Annotated in this window: 17 protein-coding genes; 11 read left to right on the top strand and 6 right to left on the bottom strand. The window is 51.8% G+C overall.

Features of this window, described 5'->3' with window-relative positions; genetic code table 11:
• Window position 1: 1 nt before the first annotated feature.
• The 3 genes from dnaC to opgB all read left to right on the top strand — a co-directional run bounded on the left by dnaC (window position 2) and on the right by opgB (window position 3,827).
• A complete protein-coding gene (gene dnaC, locus ATB02_RS04485; RefSeq protein WP_000799911.1) occupies window positions 2-739 on the top strand; it encodes a DNA replication protein DnaC in 738 nt (245 codons plus the stop codon).
• A gap of 48 nt (window positions 740-787) precedes the next feature.
• Window positions 788-1,282: a DUF2501 domain-containing protein YjjA gene (yjjA, locus tag ATB02_RS04480; protein ID WP_105271203.1), complete on the top strand. Its 495-nt coding sequence runs from the start codon at window positions 788-790 to the stop codon at window positions 1,280-1,282.
• Window positions 1,283-1,535: 253 nt separating this feature from the next.
• Window positions 1,536-3,827 (top strand): phosphatidylglycerol--membrane-oligosaccharide glycerophosphotransferase, encoded by a 2,292-nt coding sequence (opgB, locus tag ATB02_RS04475; RefSeq protein WP_105271156.1) that lies wholly within the window; start codon window positions 1,536-1,538, stop codon window positions 3,825-3,827.
• 134 nt (window positions 3,828-3,961) lie between these two features.
• Here the strand turns inward: opgB and lgoD are convergent, their stop codons facing one another.
• On the bottom strand, window positions 3,962-4,987 hold the full coding sequence (lgoD, locus tag ATB02_RS04470; RefSeq protein ID WP_000106034.1) for an L-galactonate oxidoreductase: 1,026 nt from the start codon (window positions 4,985-4,987) through the stop codon (window positions 3,962-3,964).
• Window positions 4,988-5,125: 138 nt separating this feature from the next.
• Between lgoD and ATB02_RS04465 the strand changes: the two genes are divergently transcribed.
• Entirely contained in the window at window positions 5,126-6,040 is a 915-nt protein-coding gene (locus tag ATB02_RS04465; RefSeq protein WP_105271155.1) for a GntR family transcriptional regulator, read from the top strand.
• A 214-nt stretch (window positions 6,041-6,254) separates the two neighbouring features.
• Window positions 6,255-7,616, top strand: coding sequence for an MFS transporter (locus ATB02_RS04460; protein WP_000410144.1), 1,362 nt, complete (start codon window positions 6,255-6,257; stop codon window positions 7,614-7,616).
• Between the two features lie 48 nt (window positions 7,617-7,664).
• On the opposite strand, the gene tsr is transcribed toward ATB02_RS04460, so the two are convergent.
• Window positions 7,665-9,329 carry a methyl-accepting chemotaxis protein gene (gene tsr / locus ATB02_RS04455; protein WP_105271154.1) on the bottom strand — a complete coding sequence of 555 codons (1,665 nt, stop codon included), beginning with the start codon at window positions 9,327-9,329 and terminating at the stop codon, window positions 7,665-7,667.
• A gap of 181 nt (window positions 9,330-9,510) precedes the next feature.
• Here tsr and ATB02_RS04450 point away from each other — a divergent pair, with 181 nt between their 5' ends.
• Window positions 9,511-10,374, top strand: a complete 864-nt coding sequence (locus ATB02_RS04450; protein WP_105271153.1) for a MurR/RpiR family transcriptional regulator — start codon at window positions 9,511-9,513, stop codon at window positions 10,372-10,374.
• Window positions 10,375-10,383: 9 nt separating this feature from the next.
• Here ATB02_RS04450 and ATB02_RS04445 read toward each other — a convergent pair whose 3' ends face one another.
• The 3 genes from ATB02_RS04445 to ATB02_RS04435 all read right to left on the bottom strand — a co-directional run bounded on the left by ATB02_RS04445 (window position 10,384) and on the right by ATB02_RS04435 (window position 13,797).
• Window positions 10,384-11,853 carry a sodium:solute symporter family protein gene (locus tag ATB02_RS04445; protein ID WP_094770973.1) on the bottom strand — a complete coding sequence of 490 codons (1,470 nt, stop codon included), beginning with the start codon at window positions 11,851-11,853 and terminating at the stop codon, window positions 10,384-10,386.
• A gap of 102 nt (window positions 11,854-11,955) precedes the next feature.
• Window positions 11,956-12,345 (bottom strand): RidA family protein, encoded by a 390-nt coding sequence (locus tag ATB02_RS04440; protein ID WP_000023754.1) that lies wholly within the window; start codon window positions 12,343-12,345, stop codon window positions 11,956-11,958.
• A gap of 9 nt (window positions 12,346-12,354) precedes the next feature.
• Window positions 12,355-13,797, bottom strand: coding sequence for an N-acyl-D-amino-acid deacylase family protein (locus tag ATB02_RS04435; protein ID WP_001605451.1), 1,443 nt, complete (start codon window positions 13,795-13,797; stop codon window positions 12,355-12,357).
• A gap of 200 nt (window positions 13,798-13,997) precedes the next feature.
• On the opposite strand from ATB02_RS04435, the gene ATB02_RS04425 reads away from it, so the two are divergent.
• The 4 genes from ATB02_RS04425 (at window position 13,998) to yjiA (ending at window position 18,856) form a co-directional block, all read left to right on the top strand.
• Window positions 13,998-15,218, top strand: a complete 1,221-nt coding sequence (locus tag ATB02_RS04425; RefSeq protein WP_105271152.1) for an amino acid deaminase — start codon at window positions 13,998-14,000, stop codon at window positions 15,216-15,218.
• 267 nt (window positions 15,219-15,485) lie between these two features.
• The gene (gene btsT / locus ATB02_RS04415; protein WP_001314407.1) at window positions 15,486-17,636 is read left to right on the top strand and encodes a pyruvate/proton symporter BtsT; all 2,151 of its coding nucleotides are present in this window, start codon (window positions 15,486-15,488) and stop codon (window positions 17,634-17,636) included.
• Between the two features lie 49 nt (window positions 17,637-17,685).
• Entirely contained in the window at window positions 17,686-17,889 is a 204-nt protein-coding gene (locus ATB02_RS04410) for a YbdD/YjiX family protein (RefSeq protein ID WP_000467859.1), read from the top strand.
• Between the two features lie 10 nt (window positions 17,890-17,899).
• Window positions 17,900-18,856 carry a GTPase gene (yjiA, locus tag ATB02_RS04405; RefSeq protein ID WP_001600951.1) on the top strand — a complete coding sequence of 319 codons (957 nt, stop codon included), beginning with the start codon at window positions 17,900-17,902 and terminating at the stop codon, window positions 18,854-18,856.
• A gap of 45 nt (window positions 18,857-18,901) precedes the next feature.
• On the opposite strand, the gene mrr is transcribed toward yjiA, so the two are convergent.
• The gene (gene mrr / locus ATB02_RS04400) at window positions 18,902-19,816 is read right to left on the bottom strand and encodes an adenine/cytosine-specific restriction endonuclease Mrr (RefSeq protein ID WP_059221697.1); all 915 of its coding nucleotides are present in this window, start codon (window positions 19,814-19,816) and stop codon (window positions 18,902-18,904) included.
• A gap of 187 nt (window positions 19,817-20,003) precedes the next feature.
• Here mrr and hsdR point away from each other — a divergent pair, with 187 nt between their 5' ends.
• Entirely contained in the window at window positions 20,004-23,516 is a 3,513-nt protein-coding gene (gene hsdR / locus ATB02_RS04395; protein ID WP_105271151.1) for a type I restriction-modification system endonuclease, read from the top strand.
• The last annotated feature ends 53 nt before the right edge of the window (window positions 23,517-23,569 follow it).

The following is a 23,569-nucleotide window of genomic DNA, read 5'->3' as shown; positions in this document are numbered from 1 at the left end:
GATGAAAAACGTTGGCGACCTGATGCAACGCCTGCAAAAAATGATGCCTGCCCATATCAAACCTGCGTTTAAAACGGGTGAAGAACTACTGGCCTGGCAGAAAGAACAAGGGGCGATCCGCTCCGCCGCTCTCGAACGTGAAAATCGGGCGATGAAAATGCAGCGCACCTTTAACCGCTCCGGTATTCGTCCACTGCATCAGAACTGCTCCTTTGAGAACTATCGCGTTGAGTGTGAAGGGCAGATGAATGCGTTAAGCAAAGCGCGCCAGTATGTCGAAGAGTTTGACGGCAACATCGCCAGCTTCATCTTTTCTGGCAAGCCAGGAACCGGCAAAAACCATCTGGCGGCGGCAATCTGCAACGAGCTACTGCTACGCGGTAAATCCGTATTGATCATCACCGTGGCCGATATTATGTCGGCGATGAAAGATACCTTCAGGAATAGCGGTACCAGCGAAGAACAACTGCTTAACGATCTGAGCAACGTTGATCTGCTGGTGATCGATGAGATCGGTGTGCAGACCGAATCGAAATACGAAAAAGTGATCATCAACCAGATCGTCGATCGCCGCTCTTCTTCCAAACGCCCAACCGGGATGCTGACCAACAGTAATATGGAAGAGATGACCAAGTTGCTGGGCGAACGCGTGATGGACCGTATGCGCCTGGGCAACAGTTTGTGGGTGATCTTCAACTGGGATAGCTACCGTAGCCGGGTAACGGGTAAAGAGTATTAATCCCAATTTCTGGCGGTATACTGCGACACAATTCCACCTTGAGTAATGATGATGAAAACTATTAAACATCTTCTGTGCTGTGCCATTGCTGCCAGCGCATTAATTTCCACCGGGGTGCATGCTGCGTCCTGGAAAGATGCGCTCTCCAGCGCCGCCAGCGAACTTGGCAACCAAAACAGCACGACACAAGAAGGCGGTTGGTCGCTCGCTTCATTAACTAGCTTGCTTAGCAGCGGGAACCAGGCCTTAAGCGCAGATAACATGAACAATGCCGCAGGCATACTGCAATACTGCGCGAAGCAGAAGTTGGCTTCGGTAACCGATGCCGAAAACATCAAGAACCAGGTGCTGGAAAAGCTGGGCCTGAACAGTGAAGAGCAAAAAGAAGACACCAACTATCTGGATGGCATTCAGGGTTTGCTGAAAACCAAAGATGGTCAGCAACTCAATCTGGATAACATCGGAACGACTCCGCTGGCAGAAAAGGTGAAAACCAAAGCCTGCGATCTGGTGATAAAGCAGGGGCTAAACTTCATTTCCTGATCCGCGAAACGCCGCGTTTTAGCTGTTACCCGGCTGACGCGGCTCTCTCCTGCCCTTTTCCCTGCTCCTGGACGGTTTTCCCCCTGTTACACGGGAAGCGACCTTAATCAAAAAAGTCTGTTTATAAACTAATTCCTAACAACATCGCATTTTTTTGACACTAGAATTGCAGCAATATGGCGACGCCATTACATTGTGCTTCTCAAAAAGCTTAAACGTTGGCTAAACGGCCCGGTTTAGTGAGGATCGCCCGTTGTCAGAACTACTCTCTTTCGCCCTTTTTCTCGCCTCTGTGCTGATTTACGCATGGAAAGCGGGACGTAACACCTGGTGGTTTGCAGCCACGTTAACGGTACTGGGGCTATTTGTCGTTTTAAATATCACCCTGTTTGCCAGCGACTATTTTACTGGTGATGGTATTAACGACGCGGTTCTCTATACCTTAACCAACAGCCTGACCGGTGCTGGTGTCAGCAAATACATTCTGCCGGGTATCGGCATTGTGCTGGGGCTTACGGCGGTGTTCGGTGCGCTGGGCTGGATCCTGCGCCGTCGTCGTCATCATCCGCACCATTTTGGTTACAGCCTGCTGGCGCTCTTACTGGCGCTGGGTTCGGTGGACGCCAGCCCGGCATTTCGTCAGATAACAGAACTGGTGAAATCCCAGTCACGCGACGGCGACCCGGACTTTGCGGCTTATTATAAAGAGCCGTCGAAAACTATCCCTGACCCGAAACTCAACCTGGTTTATATCTACGGCGAAAGTCTCGAGCGAACCTATTTTGATAACGAAGCTTTCCCGGATCTCACGCCTGAACTGGGCGCGTTGAAAAATGAAGGCCTGGATTTCAGCCACACGCAGCAGCTGCCAGGAACGGATTACACGATTGCGGGCATGGTGGCTTCTCAGTGCGGCATACCGCTGTTTGCCCCCTTTGAAGGCAACGCCTCCGCCTCTGTCTCCAGCTTCTTCCCGCAGAACATCTGTCTGGGCGATATCCTGAAAAACTCGGGTTATCAGAACTATTTCGTGCAGGGCGCGAATCTGCGTTTTGCCGGTAAAGATGTGTTCCTGAAATCGCACGGCTTCGACCATTTATATGGCTCAGAAGAGCTGAAAAGCGTGGTGGCAGACCCACACTATCGCAACGACTGGGGATTCTACGACGATACCGTGCTGGATGAAGCGTGGAAAAAGTTTGAAGAGCTTTCCCGCTCTGGTCAGCGATTCTCACTGTTTACCCTGACAGTCGATACCCATCACCCGGATGGTTTTATCTCGCGTACCTGTAACCGCAAAAAATATGATTTTGACGGTAAGCCGAATCAGTCATTCAGCGCGGTAAGTTGCAGTCAGGAGAATATCGCGACGTTTATCAACAAAATCAAAGCGTCACCGTGGTTTAAAGATACTGTTATCGTCGTCTCTTCTGACCATTTAGCGATGAACAACACGGCGTGGAAATACCTCAATAAGCAAGATCGCAATAATCTGTTTTTCGTCATCCGTGGCGACAAGCCGCAGCAAGAGACGCTGGCGGTGAAGCGTAACACGATGGATAACGGCGCGACGGTGCTGGACATTCTCGGTGGCGATAACTATCTCGGGCTTGGTCGTAGCAGTTTATCCGGGCAGTCGATGTCGGAAATCTTCCTCAATATCAAAGAGAAAACATTGGCGTGGAAGCCAGATATCATCCGCCTGTGGAAATTCCCTAAAGAGATGAAAGAGTTCACCATCGACCAGCAGAAAAACATGATTGCCTTCTCGGGTAGCCATTTCCGTTTGCCGCTGCTGTTGCGGGTTTCAGACAAGCGCGTAGAACCGCTGCCGGAAAGTGAATACTCAGCACCGCTGCGTTTCCAGCTGGCCGATTTCGCTCCACGCGACAATTTCGTCTGGGTTGACCGTTGCTATAAGATGGCACAACTCTGGGCTCCTGAACTGGCACTTTCCACCGACTGGTGTGTCTCGCAAGGGCAGCTTGGCGGTCAGCAAATTGTCCAGCATGTTGATAAAACAACATGGAAGGGCAAAACGGCATTTAAAGATACGGTCATCGACATGGCGCGTTACAAAGGCAATGTCGATACGCTGAAGATTGTTGATAACGATATTCGCTACAAAGCCGAAAGCTTCATTTTTAACGTCGCTGGTGCGCCAGAAGAGGTGAAACAGTTTAGCGGGATTTCTCGTCCGGAGTCGTGGGGCCGCTGGTCCAACGCACAGCTGGGCGACGAAGTAAAAATCGAGTACAAGCATCCGCTGCCGAAGAAATTTGACCTGGTGATTACCGCCAAAGCATACGGCAATAACGCCAGCCGTCCTATTCCGGTACGCGTAGGCAATGAAGAACAAACCCTTGTGCTGGGCAATGAAGTAACCACCACCACGCTGCATTTCGATAACCCAACCGATGCCAACACGCTGGTGATTGTGCCACCTGAACCCGTCTCAACCAATGAAGGGAATATCCTCGGACACTCGCCGCGTAAGCTTGGTATCGGCATGGTGGAAATTAAAGTGGTGGAACGTGAAGGGTAATTCCTGACTGATTTGTAGGTCGCATAAGGTGCGACCTACACACCTTCTCCGGCTCACAACACATTATTAAGAAACAAAAAAAACAGCGCCCAACACTTCCCCGGACGCTGCATGGCAACTTTAATAATCTCGCCTTATAAGAAAGTAATTACACCCTTAATCAACTCACGGTTGTTAATCACATCGCGCTCATAGGTTTCTGCCAGCGTGGCGAACGGATAGCGATGGGTTAACATCATGTCGGCAGTGATTTTTCCTTCCGCCATCAGTCGACCGACTTTAGCGAAATCTTCCGGCGTGGCGTTGCGGCTGCCCATCATCGTCGTTTCTTTTTTATGGAATTCCGGATCGGAGAACTGCAACTCACCTTTAAACAGACCGACAAATACCACCGTGCCGCCGTGACGAATCAGATTTACGGTGTTATTCATCGCATGTTGATTACCTGTCGCGTCGATCACTTTCTGCGCCAGCGAACCACCAAACTGCGCCCGCAGCTGCGCGTCAAAATCTTCGGCTGACGGGTCCAGCACGGGCAACTCCAGACGCGTTGCCACATGTTCTCGGCGTGCCGGACTGGTATCCGCCACCACCACCTGTGCGCCATCAGCTTTAGCGATTGCCGCCGCGCCCAGACCGATTGGCCCCGCCCCGACCACCAGCACCTGCTCGCCGGGAGCAATGGCTGCACGACGCACCGCATGTGCGCTAATAGCGAAAGGTTCAATCAATGCTGCCGCCTGCGGGTCAATACCGTCTGCGGGCAAAATGTTCGCCACCGGCACGCTCAAATACTCACTAAAACCACCATCCTGATGCACACCAATAACTGAAATTTTTTCACAGCAATTGGTGCGACCGCTTTTACATGCCGGGCATTGCTGACAGGCAACATAAGGGATCACAGCAACTTGCTGACCATTTTTAAGATCAGCAATATTTTTACCCAGCCCAACAATCTCCCCACATATTTCATGGCCTAAAACGCGTGGATAACTAAAAAATGGTTGATTTCCACCCCAGGCATGAATATCGGTACCGCAAATCCCGACAGACTTAATTTTTATTAATGCTTCATTGTCACCCGGAATAGGTATCTCGCGTTGTTTCCAGACTAATTCTTTCGGCTGCTGGCAAATTAAAACATTCATCGTAGACATGATTCGGTTCTCCATTTTTTGTTGCCTTAGATATCAATGAAAATGAAAAATGGCAGCGGAACGGAAAATCTGTTTTGTGAAAACACACGCATAAAAATGTTTTAAATCGGGTTTTAATGGACTCACAAGGAGGAAAATATGAGTCGTTCACAAAATTTACGCCACAATGTGATTAACCAGGTCATTGCTGATATGGCGCGGGGTCATATCCCTTCCCCACTTCCATCGCAAAGTGCGCTGGCGGAAATGTACAACATCAGCCGCACTACAGTGCGTCATATTCTCAGCCACTTACGCGAATGCGGCGTCTTAACGCAGGTTGGAAACGACTATGTTATTGCGCGTAAACCTGACCATGATGACGGTTTCGCCTGTACTACCGCTTCAATGAGTGAACAAAACAAAGTGTTTGAGCAGGCTTTTTTCACGATGATAAACCAGCGCCAGTTACGCCCAGGGGAAACTTTTTCTGAACTGCAACTGGCTCGGGCCGCGGGTGTCAGCCCGGTTGTAGTAAGAGAATATCTTTTAAAATTCGGCCGTTATAATCTTATTCAAAGCGAAAAGCGCGGCCAGTGGAGCATGAAGCAATTCGATCAATCCTACGCCGAGCAGCTGTTTGAGCTACGCGAAATGCTCGAAACGCATTCACTTCAGCACTTTCTCAACCTGCCTGATCATGATCCACGCTGGTTGCAGGCGAAAACCATGCTCGAACGTCATCGACTACTGCGTGACAACATCGGCAACAGCTTTCGCATGTTCTCGCAACTTGACAGAGATTTTCACTCCTTACTGCTTTCAGCTGCCGATAATATCTTTTTTGATCAATCGCTTGAGATCATCTCAGTCATCTTTCATTTTCACTATCAATGGGACGAAAGCGATCTTAAACAGCGCAATATCATTGCCGTCGATGAGCATATGACCATTCTCAGCGCTCTGATTTGCCGCAGTGACCTGGATGCCACCCTTGCGCTCCGTAACCATTTGAATTCAGCTAAACAATCAATGATTCGATCCATTAATGAGAACACGCGTTATGCTCATTAAGTACGGATTAAAAACAGCAAACTATTAGCGGGTGCACGGTTTTATCAAAAGATAAATACCGGAAAATTCCCGCTTACCTATGCTCACAATCAGTCGACTAAAAATGTTTTTGTGAGCGGTAGTAAAGTCCTAAAACTTTTACCTGCCGTTAATGTCAACCTTGCGTAATGCACAATTACGTAAACAATTAAAATTATAAATACAGGAGTCCGGCGTGGAAAAAGAAAATATCACCCTCGATCCGCGTTCTTCATTTACTCCATCTTCGTCGGCAGATATTCCCGTGCCACCAGATGGATTAGTTCAACGCAGTACCCGAATTAAACGCATTCAAACCACCGCCATGTTGTTATTATTTTTTGCGGCGGTAATCAATTATCTCGACCGCAGTTCGCTGTCGGTAGCAAATTTAACGATTCGTGAAGAATTGGGATTAAGTGCCACCGAAATCGGCGCTTTGCTCTCCGTGTTTTCACTCGCCTACGGGATTGCGCAGCTTCCTTGCGGCCCGCTATTGGATCGTAAAGGCCCTCGCCTGATGCTGGGACTGGGGATGTTCTTCTGGTCACTGTTCCAGGCAATGTCTGGCATGGTGCACAGCTTCACGCAGTTCGTGTTGGTGCGTATCGGTATGGGAATTGGTGAAGCGCCGATGAACCCATGCGGTGTAAAAGTCATTAACGACTGGTTCAACATCAAAGAGCGCGGACGCCCGATGGGCTTCTTCAACGCAGCTTCTACCATTGGCGTTGCCGTAAGCCCACCGATTCTGGCGGCGATGATGCTGGTGATGGGCTGGCGCGGGATGTTTATTACCATTGGTGTACTGGGGATTTTTCTCGCCATTGGCTGGTATATGCTCTATCGCAACCGCGAGCACGTAGAACTGACTGCCGTTGAACAAGCTTATCTCAATGCAGGTAGCGTCAATGCCCGCCGAGATCCGCTCAGTTTTGCCGAATGGCGCAGCCTGTTCCGTAACCGCACAATGTGGGGAATGATGCTCGGATTCAGTGGCATCAACTACACTGCGTGGCTGTATCTGGCCTGGCTTCCTGGTTACCTGCAAACAGCCTATAACCTGGATTTAAAAAGCACAGGATTGATGGCGGCTATCCCTTTCCTGTTTGGGGCTGCCGGGATGCTGGTCAACGGTTACGTTACCGACTGGCTGGTCAAAGGGGGAATGGCTCCGATTAAAAGCCGTAAGATCTGCATTATTGCCGGGATGTTCTGTTCTGCCGCCTTTACGCTGGTCGTACCGCAAGCGACAACATCCATGACAGCGGTTCTGCTGATTGGCATGGCACTGTTCTGCATTCACTTTGCCGGAACATCCTGCTGGGGATTGATCCACGTCGCTGTCGCTTCTCGCATGACTGCATCGGTGGGCAGTATCCAGAACTTTGCCAGCTTCATCTGCGCTTCTTTCGCGCCGATCATTACTGGTTTTATTGTCGATACCACCCACTCATTCCGTCTGGCGCTAATCATCTGCGGTTGCGTCACCGCGGCGGGTGCACTGGCATACATCTTCCTGGTTCGTCAGCCGATCAACGACCCACGTAAAGATTAATTTCCCTATGCCCGATAACATTTTGCTTATCGGGCATTTTTATGGCGATTAAAACGTTTCCCAGTTCTCTCCGCTATCTGCCACTGCCACTTTGCGCGGCGCAGATGGCGTCACAGTTTTTACTACTGCCGATGCTTCGCGCTGGCGTTGCTGCTGTTGCTGAATCCGGAACACTGCCACAGCTTCGGTCAGGCGACTGGCCTGCTCCTCCAGCGCGGCGGCGGCAGCGGCAGATTCTTCCACCAGCGCAGCGTTCTGTTGGGTTACTCTGTCCATCTCAGCTACTGCTAAGCCAACCTGATCGATACCACGGCTCTGCTCATCAGAAGCCGAAGCAATTTCGCCCATAATGTCCGTCACGCGGGTCACAGCGCTGACAATCTCTGCCATGGTTTCCCCGGCGCTTTCGACCAGCGTAGAGCCAACATCCACTTTGCCCACCGAGTCTTCAATCAGGCTTTTAATTTCGCGAGCCGCCTGAGCGCTACGCTGGGCCAGATTACGCACTTCTCCCGCAACCACCGCAAAACCGCGCCCTTGCTCACCCGCACGCGCTGCTTCAACCGCCGCGTTCAAAGCCAGAATATTGGTCTGGAAGGCAATGCCGTCAATTACGCTGATAATATCGGCGATTTTCTGCGAACTGGTGGAGATATCGCGCATGGTCTGCACCACGTTATCAACCACTTTGCCGCCACGTTGCGCCGTTTCGGAAGCACTTAATGCCAGATGGCTAGCCTGACGCGCATTCTCGGCGTTCTGTTTCACCGTTGCGGTCAGTTGCTCCATGCTGGCTGCCGTCTCTTCCAGCGAAGCGGCCTGTTGCTCGGTGCGCGAAGAAAGATCGTTATTGCCGGTGGCGATTTCGCTGGCACCGCTATAGATAGCATTGGCCCCGTTGCGCACATCACCGACGGTACGCATCAGCTCTCCCTGCATATGGCGCAAACTCTCTGCCAGTTGCCCCATCTCATTAGAACCATCCACCTCAATCGGTTTCACCAGATCGCCACCTGCAATATGACGAATGCTGTCAATCAGGCGATTCATTGGCGCTACCAACGAGGCTTTAATACCGAACCAGACGGCGAAGATGACTGCCAGTACGACGATCATCACGCCCACCAGAATCCACATCGCCTGGCTGTAGGAGGCATTATTATCGCTGACGGCGATATCATAGAGCCGATCGTTTTGCTCCATGTAAGCCACATACTGCTTCTCGAAACCGTCCTGATATCCCTGAGTCGGCTGATCAAAGAATTCGTTGATTTTGCCTGCACCTAACAGTTGGATCAGTTCCGCCAGCGCATTGTGATAAATATCGTAATTACGTTTGATCTCTGCCGCTGCGGCGGTGCTCTGACGCGGGTCACGCGGCAATGCTTCGTAATCCGCCCAGTTTTTTTCCGCCTGTTTCAGCGAAATACTGGCACTCTGCATCAGCTCGGCAACGGTTGAACCGCTACCAATATTGTTCTGATCCATCATGTAGCGGATCCCCGCGCGGTTGAGGGTGTTACGCGTCTGTAACAACGCGACCCAGCTGCCATTCAGTGTGGATTGCTGCTGGCGAATGGTTTGTAAAACAGTGAAATTTTCTTTGTCATTCTTTAAGGCATTAAAGAACAGACCGCCTGATGTCAGTTGTAAAAGGCCAAAAACGGCCAAAACCAGCAGTAAGCTGGTCACGATCTTGATACGTTTTAACATGGTTTCTCTTTCCACTAGACAGATACACTGGTTGTCGGCCTGGTGGTGGAAAACTTTATGCTATGGAAAAGCGTCGGCACTGCTTTTGTTGCAGCAAACTTGCGTTTTTTGTGAGGGTCACACTCTATAGCGGCAGTTTATGGTACAAAGTATCAATCTTCTTCGAACCAGTGATACTCCTATGGCTTATAGCATCGATATCATCTCCTGCATTACCGAACGATTTATGGCGTTAACAGCCACTGAAAAGCGTATCGCACAATTTATTCTTGATGACGTCTCTGCCGCAGTAGAGTTGCCAATTGCTGAGCTGGCACGGTTAACGAAAACCAGTCAGGCGTCGGTGACGCGTTTTGCCCGTGCACTGGGGTGCAAAGATGTCCGCGAGTTGAAAGTCAAACTGGCGCAGTCACTGGCTGTCGGGCAGCGGTTTATTCTCGATGTACCGGATCTTGACGGTGTTCAGGGGATCTACGAAGCGATTATTAGCGTGCTGGAAACGCATCGTCGTTCGCTGGATATGAATGCCATCAGCCAGGCTGTAAGCTGGTTAAGTCAGGCGCGGCAAATTCTTGCGTTAGGAACTGGCGGCGGTTCCACTATCTGTTCACAGGAGATTCAGTACCGTTTATTCCGTCTGGGGCTACCGGTGGTCAGTCAGAATGATGCCCTGATGATGAGAATGATGTGCTCGGCAGTCATGCCGCAGGATGTGGTGATTGTGCTGTCGCTGGGCGGTTATACACCGGAAATCATCGAAAGTGCGGCAATCGCCCGTCAGTATGGCGCGCGTGTTATTGCCATTACGCCAGCACAAACACCGCTGGCAGAACAGGTAGATCTGGTATTGCCGTTACTGGTTCAGGAAAGTGATTACATTTTTAAGCCCACCCCTTCCCGCTACGCGATGTTAGCCATGGTCGATGTACTGGCAACGGAACTGGCAATGGTAAATAAAGCGCAGGCGAAAGATCGCCTGCGGCGGATAAAACTGGTGTTAGACAGCCACCGTGGGGGCGCTAACCGCCAGCCACTTGGCGATTAGCATTGTCGGTTATGCTTCTTCAGGTTTGGTGATCACGACACTCTGGTTTTCACGCTCATTGGTGATAATAGCCAAAGCTTCTTCCCGGCTGACCTGACTTGCTGGCGTTACCAACGTCACCAGTACGCCAGCGACCAGGCTGCCCAGCACTGACGGAATACACGGATTACCCCAGTAAGCCAGCCAGTCGGCATTCATCAGCACCACAATGGACATCACCATACCGCTCACTAACGCCGCCAGCGCGCCCTGCCAGTTAAAGCGTAGCCAGAAGCGACCGAGGATTGAGCAGATAAACAGCCCGGACATCAGCATCGAAATCATTTTGGTAATGTAGCTGATGATGTCATTAGAGGTCAGAGCAAAGGCCAGCGCCAGGCCAATAACAAAGGTCAACATCCAGCGTGAGTAAGTAATGGCCTTGTCCTCCGGCGGCATTCTGCCGGTAATCATGGTGTAGACGTCGCGCATCATAATCGCCACTGCCGCAATGGCATCAGAACTGGCAGAAGACATGGTGGCAGAAAGCCCGGCAATCAGCACCACCAGCCCAAGAATGGCAGGTAAGAAACTGGTCGCGAACAAGAAGGCGTAGTTGCTGTTTTCCAGATTTGGGTTCATGGTGAACGCCGCCATGCCGATAATGGCAGGCAGAATCGAGAAGAACAGATACAACACGCCAGTAATAACAAATGAACGCCGTACAGAGGGAACGTCTTTACCCGAGTAAATACGCTGGCGATAAGATGGTGTGGCCAGTACGCCGACACCAATAACCAGCGCCAGCGAAAGCGCAGGCAGCACACCCATTTTATCAATCGCAAACAGGCTCATCGCTTTTGGGTCCATCGCCTGTTCAATCGCACTCCAGCCACCAACGTGAACAACGGCAAGAATAGCCATTAATATAAAGCCAAAGAACAGAATTAGGGCCTGAATAGTATCTGTCCACACTACCGCCGAATAACCGCCGATAATAACGTAAATCGCAAAAGCTAAGGCAATAATTAATTTTGCCACCGTAAGATCAATACCTGTTGCCCAGGCAAGATACATACTTCCACCTAATATATGCGCCCCCAGCCAGCCAATAGAGGCAATAAATATCATCAGGCCGACAATATTTTTAATTAAATGGCTGCCGCCAGTATAATAAGATATTTCTTCACTCATGGTCATAAAACGTAATTTACGTACCGGTGCAAACAGCCACGCCACCAGTAATATACCTACGGCCCCACCGACGCCATAAAGCATTCCGGCCCAGCCATTGCTGTAGCCAAAGCCCACTGCGCCCATACTGGAACCCGTGCCAACCATCGTGGCAACGGTTGAACCCAGCGTCAGAAACAGCGGCAGCGAACGCCCGCCCAACAGAAAATCTTCTCCGCTTTTCTGATTACGAGAAACAAACCAACCAAGCCAAATCATGGCGATGGCATAAATAATAAAGCCGACTAAAAAGATATGACTGTTCATAATTCACATCCTGCCAGTAGAGAGAGAATAATGTAAGAGTTCCCGGAGTGCTGAATGTATTCAGCACTCAATTGCGGTCTGTTTTTTTAATTCTTAAATTTATTAGCGGGTCGCGTTATAACAGGTCACATCGACTTCGACTTTACAATCGACAACCAGATCAGCCACACAACAAATACGTGCAGGCGGATTCTCGCCAAAAAATTCTCTGAATACTTTATTAAATGACTGGAAATAGCGGGCGTCGGTCAGGATCACTTTCACGTGAACCACATCCGCCAGGCTATAACCGGCTTCAGTCATGATGTCGACACAGTTTTGGATCGCCAGTCGTGACTGTTCAACGATTCCGCCTTCTACCACTTCACCGTTTTTCATGGGTGTTTGCCCGGAGACGTACAGCCAGCCGCCCGCCTCAACCGCCCTAGCAAAAGGCAAATGCTGCCCGCCAGTGCCTGTTCCACCTTCCGTACCGTAACGTTTAATGCTCATATTCACTCCTTAATGTGAGGTCTGCCGGCGCAGGAAGCGTCCCGCACGGCCTGTAATATGTTTATCGCGACCATAGCTCATAACGCCGTTCACCATCACCGCCTCAATGCCATCTGCCGGGCGTTTGGGATCAGAAAAGCTGGCAACATCACGAATGGTTTGTGGATCGAACAACACCAGGTCCGCAAAATAACCGACTTTCACCAGTCCTCGCTGGGGCAGGCGAAAACGGCTGGCAGAAAGCCCGGTCATTTTGTGGATAGCCGTGGTCAGTGGGAATAAGCCTTCATCACGGCAATAGTGGCCCAGCACGCGAGGGAAGGCGCCCCATAAACGTGGATGCGGCATGGGATCATTGGGCAGGCCGTCAGAGCCAATCATACTGACCGGATAACTCAACACTCGGCGGACGTCGCGCTCGTCCATGTTGTAATAGATAGCCCCGGCAGGCATTAGCAGCTTCGCGGCCTCCAGCATACTCATCTGCCAGTCGATGGCGATTTGCGCCAGTGTTTTCCCGGCCTGCTGCGGATGTGTTTGTGACCAGGTGATCACAATATCGAATTCGTCGGTGACTTGTTTGAGATCCAGCGTTGATGAACTGGCTGAGTAAGGGTAGACATCGCAGCCAATTTCCTGGTGTTGACGCATTTGGTCAAAAAAAGCCAACGTTTCTTTTGTCCGCCCCCAGTTTTTCGCCCCGGCGCATTTATGGTGGGAAACCACGACAGGCACTTTGCCATGACGCCCAATACGAAACGCCTCATCCAGGGCATCGAGAATCGGTTCAAATTCAGAACGCAGATGGGTGGTATAAACGCCCTTCTCACCGGCTAATTCTTCCGCCAGCGCCATGACTTCTTCGGTAGTCGCCTGAAATGCCGTTGCATAGGCCAGCCCGGAACTTAACCCCAGCGCCCCCTGACTCAACGCCAGACGTAAGTCGGCACGCATAGCGGCAATTTCATCCACCGTCGCCGGGCGAAACAGGTCGTCCATATGGTTATTACGCAGCGCCGTATGACCAATCAGCGTGCCAACGTTCAGTGACGGCCTGGCTGCTTCCACTGCCTGGGCATAGCTTTCAACGGTGGGATAAATAAAGTGCTCTGCTTCCCCCAACAGATTCATCGGGTCAGGAACTTCACCTTTCATTTTCGCCGACGCCGCACTAATCCCGCAGTTACCGACAATCACCGTAGTGATCCCCTGGCTGATCTTTGGCAGATATTCCGGGATGCGAATAACGTTGATATCGTCATGGGTATGAACGTCGATAAACCCTGGTGCCAGCACCCGCCCTTCCCCGTCAATGACCTGCTGCGCCGTAACGTTAAGCGCAGGGGCAATATCGACAATCCGATCACCTGTTATTGCCACGTCACCGCGAAATTCAGGGCCGCCGCTACCGTCGATAACGGTCACATTTTTGATTAACCAGTCAACCTGCATGTTCGTCACTCCATTTCTGCAATGGTGACAAGTTAACCATTTACAAGGACGAAAAACAGTGGAAAACTACGCAAAACCCAGATGATTTTCTGATACTTTTATTCATAAATCATAAGATAAATAAACTAAATATTTATATTTCATTTAGTTACAAATGATACTCATATCCGATACGGTGAAAAACTTAAAAGGTAAATGTTATGAAATACCACTCTGAACCTCTGGTTCCCCATAAATCTGCCCTGATGCAAATGCCCGCAAATCTCCTTGCCGAAGATGTCTGTTTACCTGCCGCGATCATTAAAAAGCAGGCCCTGGAGAACAACATTACGTGGATGCAACGCTACGCTGACGCGCGCGGCGTTTCACTGGCACCGCACGGTAAAACCACCATGACGCCGTGGATTTTTCAGGCGCAGCAGGCGGCAGGCGCCTGGGCAATAGGTGTCGGTAGCGCATGGCAGGCTGGTGCGGCAATGGCGAGCGGTATTCAGCGAGTGCTGATGGTTAACCAGCTGGTCGGCAAGGCGAATATGCAGTTGATTGCCCGGTTGCAACAACATTACCCGACGGTCGATTTTATCTGCTGTATCGACAGCATTGAGAACGCCCGCGCTTTGTCTGCCTTTTTTGCCAGTCAGCAACAGACACTGAACGTGATGATTGAGTTGGGTGTCCCCGGCGGACGCTGTGGTTGCCGCTCAACGGATACCGCACTGGCACTGGCTAAACAGGCGGCCCAATTACCAGGGCTACGTCTGCGCGGGCTTGAGTTATATGAAGGTGTTTTACACGGTGACGATCCACAACCGCAGGTAGAAGCTCTGCTGCGGGATGCCGCACAACTGGCCTGTGATATGGCAAGTCTGGTTGATGGCGAGTTTATTCTCACCGGAGCAGGCACGGTCTGGTATGACGTGGTGTGCAATATCTGGCTGGCGGCAGAAAAGCCTGATAACTGCCGCATTGTTATTCGCCCTGGCTGCTACATCACTCACGACACCGGGATCTACGACGCGGCACAACAACAGTTGCTTGCCCGCGATCCTGTGGCCTGCGATCTGGCAGGCGATCTCACATCTGCGCTGGAACTGGTCGCCATGGTGCAATCGGTACCGGAAGCTGCTCGTGCGGTGGTTAATTTTGGTAAGCGTGATTGCGCCTTCGACGCCGGACTGCCGCAACCAGTCGCCCACTATCGCAACGGCAAATCACTGGCATTTGATCCACAGGCGATTCGCAGTACAGGCATTATGGATCAGCACTGCATGTTGCAACTGTCAGCTAATAGCGACGTGCAAGTGGGGGATATTCTGGTGTTTGGCACATCGCATCCGTGCCTGACCTTCGACAAATGGAAAACGTTGTTATTGGCTGATGACGACTACAACGTACTGGCGGAATTAGACACTCTCTTCTAAGAATACCCCTTCGGTTAATTATCGAAGGGGCATTTTTATTGTGATCTCAATCACATATCCACCCGGCGAATAATTCTTGCCCAACCGCTCACCGCCATTCCTGACCGCTTACGTCCCAAATATAACCACTCAGTTATTTACCTTACTTTACGCGCGCGTAACTCTGGCAACATCACTGCAGGATAGCGGTCAATTTACCTCCTCAAACGCAACGCAAACCTAGAACGGCTTCGGCCAACTATTAATCAATACATGCCAGGTTTTACTATGGATACTAAAAAGATATTCAAGCACATACCCTGGGTGATTCTCGGAATCATCGGTGCATTCTGCCTCGCGGTAGTTGCATTACGTCGGGGGGAGCACGTCAGCGCCCTGTGGATCGTGGTCGCCTCTGTGTCAGTGTATCTGGTGGCTTATCGCTACTACAGTCTGTACATCGCCCAGAAAGTGATGAAACTCGACCCCACGCGCGCGACGCCTGCGGTTATTAACAACGACGGTCTGAACTATGTTCCGACCAACCGTTACGTGTTGTTTGGTCACCACTTCGCTGCTATCGCCGGTGCGGGTCCGCTGGTTGGTCCGGTTCTCGCCGCGCAGATGGGCTACCTGCCTGGTACGCTGTGGCTGCTGGCGGGGGTAGTGCTGGCCGGTGCGGTACAGGACTTTATGGTGCTGTTTATCTCCTCTCGCCGTAACGGCGCATCTCTCGGTGAGATGATCAAAGAAGAGATGGGGCCAGTACCGGGGACTATCGCGCTGTTTGGCTGTTTCTTAATCATGATCATCATCCTCGCCGTTCTGGCGCTGATTGTGGTTAAAGCCCTGGCCGAAAGTCCGTGGGGTGTCTTCACCGTTTGCTCAACCGTACCAATTGCGCTGTTTATGGGTATCTACATGCGCTTTATCCGTCCGGGGCGTGTGGGTGAAGTCTCTGTTATTGGTATCGTGCTGCTGGTTGCCTCTATCTACTTCGGTGGCGTAATTGCTCACGATCCGTACTGGGGTCCGGCACTGACCTTTAAAGACACCACCATTACCTTCGCGCTGATTGGCTATGCGTTTGTTTCCGCACTGCTGCCGGTGTGGCTGATCCTCGCACCGCGCGACTATCTGGCAACCTTCCTGAAAATCGGCGTTATCGTCGGCCTGGCGCTGGGTATCGTGGTGTTGAACCCGGAACTGAAAATGCCTGCGATGACGCAGTACATTGACGGTACTGGCCCGCTGTGGAAAGGCGCTCTGTTCCCGTTCCTGTTCATCACCATCGCCTGTGGTGCGGTATCTGGCTTCCACGCGCTGATCTCCTCCGGTACGACGCCGAAACTGCTGGCTAACGAAACCGACGCGCGTTTCATCGGCTACGGCGCAATGCTGATGGAGTCCTTCGTGGCGATTATGGCGCTGGTTGCTGCGTCCATCATCGAACCGGGTCTTTACTTCGCGATGAATACCCCGCCTGCGGGCCTTGGCATCACCATGCCTAACCTGCATGAAATGGGTGGTGAGAACGCGCCGATCATCATGGCGCAGCTGAAAGACGTTACCGCACACGCGGCAGCGACTGTCAGCTCCTGGGGCTTCGTGATTTCGCCAGAGCAGATCCTGCAAACCGCGAAAGACATTGGTGAGCCTTCTGTCCTGAACCGTGCAGGTGGTGCGCCGACGCTGGCGGTAGGTATCGCTCACGTGTTCCATAAAGTGCTGCCGATGGCTGACATGGGCTTCTGGTATCACTTCGGTATTCTGTTCGAAGCCCTGTTCATCCTGACCGCGCTGGATGCGGGTACCCGTTCTGGCCGCTTTATGCTGCAAGACCTGCTGGGTAACTTCATCCCGTTCCTGAAAAAAACCGACTCTCTGGTTGCCGGTATCATCGGTACTGCGGGCTGTGTGGGTCTGTGGGGCTACCTGCTGTATCAGGGCGTGGTTGATCCGCTGGGCGGCGTTAAGAGCCTGTGGCCGCTGTTCGGTATCTCCAACCAGATGCTGGCAGCCGTAGCGCTGGTACTGGGCACCGTTGTGCTGATTAAGATGAAGCGCACCCAATACATCTGGGTAACTGTTGTTCCGGCTGTATGGCTGCTTATCTGCACCACCTGGGCGCTGGGCCTGAAACTGTTCAGCACCAACCCGCAGATGGAAGGCTTCTTCTACATGGCAAGCCAGTACAAAGAGAAGATTGCTAACGGTACTGACCTGACGGCACAGCAGATTGCCAACATGAACCACATCGTTGTGAACAACTACACTAACGCGGGTCTGAGTATTCTGTTCCTGATTGTGGTGTACAGCATCATCTTCTACGGTTTCAAAACCTGGCTGAAGGTGCGTAACAGCGACAAACGTACTGACAAAGAAACACCGTACGTTCCAATCCCGGAAGGCGGCGTGAAGATCTCTTCGCACCACTAACCGTGTTTAGCCCCGCTTCGGCGGGGCTTTGTTCTTATCAGAGTGAACTATGTTTGGTAACTTAGGACAGGCAAAAAAATATCTCGGCCAAGCGGCGAAGATGTTGATTGGCATTCCAGACTACGACAACTACGTCGAGCATATGAAGACCAACCATCCCGACAAGCCGTACATGAGCTATGAAGAATTCTTCCGCGAACGCCAGAACGCGCGCTACGGCGGCGATGGTAAAGGCGGTATGCGCTGTTGTTAATGGAGAGAGCATGAACCCGATTGCAGTTACCCTACTCACCGGTTTTTTAGGCGCAGGCAAAACCACCCTGCTGCGCCATATTCTTAATGAACAGCACGGCTACAAGATTGCCGTGATTGAAAACGAATTCGGCGAAGTCTCCGTTGATGATCAACTGATTGGCGACCGCGCCACGCAGATCAAAACGCTGACCAACGGCTGCATCTGTTGTTCGCGCTCCAACGAGCTGGAGGACGCGCTACTCGACCTGCTGGATAATCTCGACAAGGGCAATATTCAGTTCGACCGTCTGGTCATTGAATGCACAGGCATGGCCGATCCCGGCCCGATTATTCAGACCTTTTTCTCCCATGAGGTTTTATGCCAGCGTTACCTGCTGGACGGCGTGATTGCGCTGGTAGATGCGGTACATGCCGATGAGCAGATGAACCAGTTCACCATCGCCCAGTCACAGGTTGGCTACGCCGACCGCATTCTGCTGACCAAAACCGACGTCGCAGGCGAAGCAGAAAAACTGCGTGAACGCCTGGCGCGCATCAACGCCCGCGCACCGGTCTACACCGTCACCCACGGCGACATCGACCTGGGTCTGCTGTTCAACACCAACGGTTTTATGCTGGAAGAAAACGTTGTCAGCACCAAACCACGTTTCCACTTTATCGCGGATAAACAAAACGATATTTCGTCAATTGTGGTGGAACTGGATTACCCGGTAGATATCAGCGAAGTTTCCCGCGTGATGGAAAACCTGCTGCTGGAGTCGGCGGATAAACTGCTACGTTACAAAGGGATGCTGTGGATTGACGGCGAACCTAACCGCCTGCTGTTCCAGGGCGTCCAGCGCCTCTACAGCGCCGACTGGGACAGGCCGTGGGGCGATGAAAAACCGCATAGCACGATGGTGTTTATCGGGATCCAGCTGCCGGAGGAAGAGATTCGGGCTGCGTTTGCGGGGTTGAGGAAGTAAGGGGTTATGGGCCGGATAAGGCGCAGCCGCATCCGGCCTGATATTTCACTCAAAATAGTCCATATCCAGTTTCGGCACCTTCAACAAACGTGAAGAAACCCCTACTTCGTTTTCGATCATTAAGTGCACCAGGCGTTCCCCATCAACCAACACCATACCCTCAACGGATTGGGCAAAGTCACGCGCCTGAGAAGTAAATCCAGAAGTGGTAATAAACACCCCACGTTTCGCTTTTTGCCCAGCCAGTGCGCCGTAAAATGCCTGTAATTCTGGCCTGCCTACAGTATTCTGCCAACGTTTTGCCTGAACATAAACTTTCTCCAGGCCAAGTTTATCAAGCGATATCACACCATCGATGCCACCATCTCCAGTACCGCCAACACGCTGCAAATCATCACGGTGGCCGCCATACCCCAGGCGATGCAAAACATCCAGAACAATGACTTCAAAGCGCGAAGGAGAAACCTGCAATAAGTTTTCCAGAACCTCATCAGCCACCGCATCACGAAGCTCTTTTAGCGCCTGATCTAACCGATCGTCCGGGCTGCTCTTTGCAAGTTCTTCATGATCGAGAGAGTCGGCTTTCGGATCTAAATCGACGGCATCCGGCCGTGACTTAAGTTTGACATTCACAAAATTGAAGGCCAGATGGTTCGTCTCCTGCTCCGTCATTGGCTGGGGATGAGACGCAACCCAGTCAAAACCCGCAGGTGTCAGGCACCATTTGCCACGCGACAAACTTTGCGACAACCCGGCACGTTTTAAACGGTCATGTGCCCAGCCTGCACGATTTTTATAAACAAGTTGTCCGCTGGTAATGACTTTCGATCGCTGGCTGTCATCCAGTCCTAATGCATCCGCGGCAGCCTCATGAACATCACGCGCGGCTGCACCTTCCGGTTTTGTCGCCAGATAGCGCAGAACAGGTTCAATAAATTTGTCATAGGTAGGAACCGTCATAGTACATCCTTGCAGAATCAGGTAGATGTTTTTCGGCTACTATAGCACTACAAAAATAGACGAACACGTTAGAAATGAGTCAGTTGCTGTGACTCCGGTCATTGCCCGGAAAGGTACAGAAAGCTAAGATAAGAGGTTATGGGCCTTAAATATTTGGACAGGCCCACACAGCAATGGATTAATAACAATGATGAATAAATCCAACTTCGAATTCCTGAAGGGCGTCAACGACTTCACTTATGCCATCGCCTGTGCGGCGGAAAATAACTACCCGGATGATCCCAACACGACGCTGATTAAAATGCGTATGTTTGGCGAAGCCACAGCGAAACATCTTGGTCTGTTACTCAACATCCCCCCTTGTGAGAATCAACACGATCTCCTGCGCGAACTTGGCAAAATCGCCTTCGTTGATGACTCCATCCTCTCTGTATTCCACAAATTACGCCGCATTGGTAATCAGGCGGTACACGAATATCATAACGATCTCGACGATGCCCAGATGTGCCTGCGGCTCGGGTTCCGCCTGGCTGTCTGGTACTACCGTCTGGTCACCAAAGATTATGACTTCCCGGTGCCGGTGTTTGTGTTGCCGGAACGTGGTGAAAACCTCTATCACCAGGAAGTGCTGACGCTAAAACAACAGCTTGAACAGCAGGCGCGAGAAAAAGCGCAGACTCAGGCGGAAGTGGAAGCGCAACAGCAGAAGCTGGTTGCCCTGAACGGCTATATCGCCATTCTGGAAGGCAAACAGCAGGAAACCGAAGCGCAAACCCAGGCTCGCCTTGCGGCACTGGAAGCACAGCTCGCCGAGAAGAACGCGGAACTGGCAAAACAGACCGAACAGGAACGTAAGGCTTACCACAAAGAAATTACCGATCAGGCCATCAAGCGCACACTCAACCTTAGCGAAGAAGAGAATCGCTTCCTGATTGACGCGCAACTGCGTAAAGCAGGCTGGCAGGCCGACAGCAAAACCCTGCGCTTCTCCAAAGGCGCACGCCCTGAACCCGGCGTCAATAAAGCCATTGCTGAATGGCCGACCGGAAAAGATGAAACGGGTAATCAGGGCTTTGCGGATTATGTGCTGTTTGTCGGCCTCAACCCCATCGCGGTGGTAGAGGCGAAACGTAACAATATCGACGTTCCCGGCAAGCTCAATGAGTCTTATCGCTACAGCAAATGCTTCGATAATGGCTTCCTGCGGGAAACCTTGCTTGAGCACTACTCACCGGATGAAGTGCATGAAGCGGTGCCGGAGTATGAAATCAGCTGGCAGGATACCAGCGGCCAACAACGGTTTAAAATCCCCTTCTGCTACTCGACCAACGGGCGCGAATACCGCGCAGCAATGAAGACCAAAAGCGGCATCTGGTATCGCGACGTGCGTGATACCCGCAATATGTCGAAAGCCTTACCCGAGTGGCACCGCCCGGAAGAGCTGCTGGAAATGCTCGGCAGTGAACCGCAAAAACAGAATCAGTGGTTTGCCGATAACCCTGGCATGAGCGAGCTGGGCCTGCGTTATTATCAGGAAGATGCCGTCCGCGCGGTTGAAAAGGCAATCGTCAAGGGTCAACAAGAGATCCTGCTGGCGATGGCGACCGGTACCGGTAAAACCCGCACCGCAATTGCCATGATGTTCCGCCTGATCCAGTCCCAACGTTTTAAACGCATTCTCTTCCTTGTGGATCGCCGTTCTCTTGGCGAGCAGGCGCTGGGCGCGTTTGAAGATACGCGTATTAACGGCGACACCTTCAACAGCATTTTCGACATTAAAGGTCTGACGGATAAATTCCCGGAAGACAGCACCAAAATTCACGTTGCCACCGTACAGTCGCTGGTGAAACGCACCCTGCAATCAGATGAACCGATGCCGGTGGCCCGTTACGACTGTATCGTCGTTGACGAAGCGCATCGCGGCTATATTCTCGATAAAGAGCAGACCGAAGGCGAGCTGCAGTTCCGCAGCCAGCTGGATTACGTCTCTGCCTACCGTCGCATTCTCGATCACTTCGATGCGGTAAAAATCGCCCTCACCGCCACCCCGGCGCTGCATACGGTGCAGATTTTCGGCGAGCCGGTTTACCGTTATACCTACCGTACCGCGGTTATCGACGGTTTTCTGATCGACCAGGATCCGCCGATCCAAATCACCACCCGCAACGCCCAGGAGGGGGTTTATCTCTCCAAAGGCGAGCAGGTAGAGCGCATCAGCCCGCAGGGAGAAGTGATCAATGACACCCTGGAAGACGATCAGGATTTTGAAGTCGCCGACTTTAACCGTGGCCTGGTGATCCCGGCGTTTAACCGCGCCGTCTGTAACGAACTCACCAATTATCTTGACCCGACCGGATCGCAAAAAACGCTGGTCTTCTGCGTCACCAATGCCCATGCCGATATGGTGGTGGAAGAGCTGCGTACCGCATTCAAGAAAAAGTATCCGCAACTGGAGCACGACGCGATCATCAAGATCACCGGTGATGCCGATAAAGACGCGCGCAAAGTGCAGACCATGATCACCCGCTTCAATAAAGAGCGGCTGCCCAATATCGTGGTGACCGTCGACCTGCTGACAACCGGCGTCGATATTCCGTCGATCTGTAATATCGTGTTCCTGCGTAAAGTACGCAGCCGCATTCTGTACGAACAGATGAAAGGCCGCGCCACACGCTTATGCCCGGAGGTGAATAAAACCAGCTTTAAGATTTTTGACTGTGTCGATATCTACAGCACGCTGGAGAGCGTCGACACCATGCGTCCGGTGGTGGTGCGCCCGAAGGTGGAACTGCAAACACTGGTCAATGAAATTACCGATTCAGAAACTTATAAAATCACCGAAGCGGATGGCCGCAGTTTTGCCGAGCACAGCCATGAACAACTGGTGGCGAAGCTCCAGCGTATCATCGGTCTGGCCACGTTTAACCGTGACCGCAGCGAAACGATAGATAAACAGGTGCGTCGTCTGGATGAGCTATGCCAGGACGCGGCGGGCGTGAACTTTAACGGCTTCGCCTCGCGCCTGCGGGAAAAAGGGCCGCACTGGAGCGCAGAAGTCTTTAACAAACTGCCTGGCTTTATCGCCCGTCTGGAAAAGCTGAAAACGGACATCAACAACCTGAATGATGCGCCGATCTTCCTCGATATCGACGATGAAGTGGTGAGTGTAAAATCGCTGTACGGTGATTACGACACGCCGCAGGATTTCCTCGAAGCCTTTGACTCGCTGGTGCAACGTTCCCCGAACGCGCAACCGGCATTGCAGGCGGTGATCAATCGCCCGCGCGATCTCACCCGTAAAGGGCTGGTCGAACTCCAGGAGTGGTTTGACCGCCAGCACTTTGAGGAATCTTCCCTGCGCAAAGCGTGGAAAGAGACGCGCAATGAAGATATCGCCGCCCGGCTGATTGGACATATTCGCCGTGCTGCGGTGGGCGATGCGCTGAAACCGTTTGAAGAACGTGTCGATCACGCGCTGACGCGTATCAAGGGCGAAAACGACTGGAGCAGCGAGCAATTAAACTGGCTCGATCGTTTAGCGCAGGCGCTGAAAGAGAAAGTGGTGCTCGACGACGATGTCTTCAAAACCGGTAACTTCCACCGTCGCGGCGGGAAGGCGATGCTGCAAAGAACCTTTGACGATAATCTCGATACCCTGCTGGGCAAATTCAGCGATTACATCTGGGACGAGCTGGCCTGACACGTATACACTTCATCCTTCAGGCTGCCTCTGCGTTGGCTGCGCTCGTTCAC

This window comes from Escherichia sp. MOD1-EC5189, assembly GCF_002966045.1.
GTDB lineage: Bacteria > Pseudomonadota > Gammaproteobacteria > Enterobacterales > Enterobacteriaceae > Escherichia > Escherichia coli_F.
Note: the sequence above shows the minus strand (reverse complement) of the source record. Positions and strands in the feature narration are given on the sequence as shown.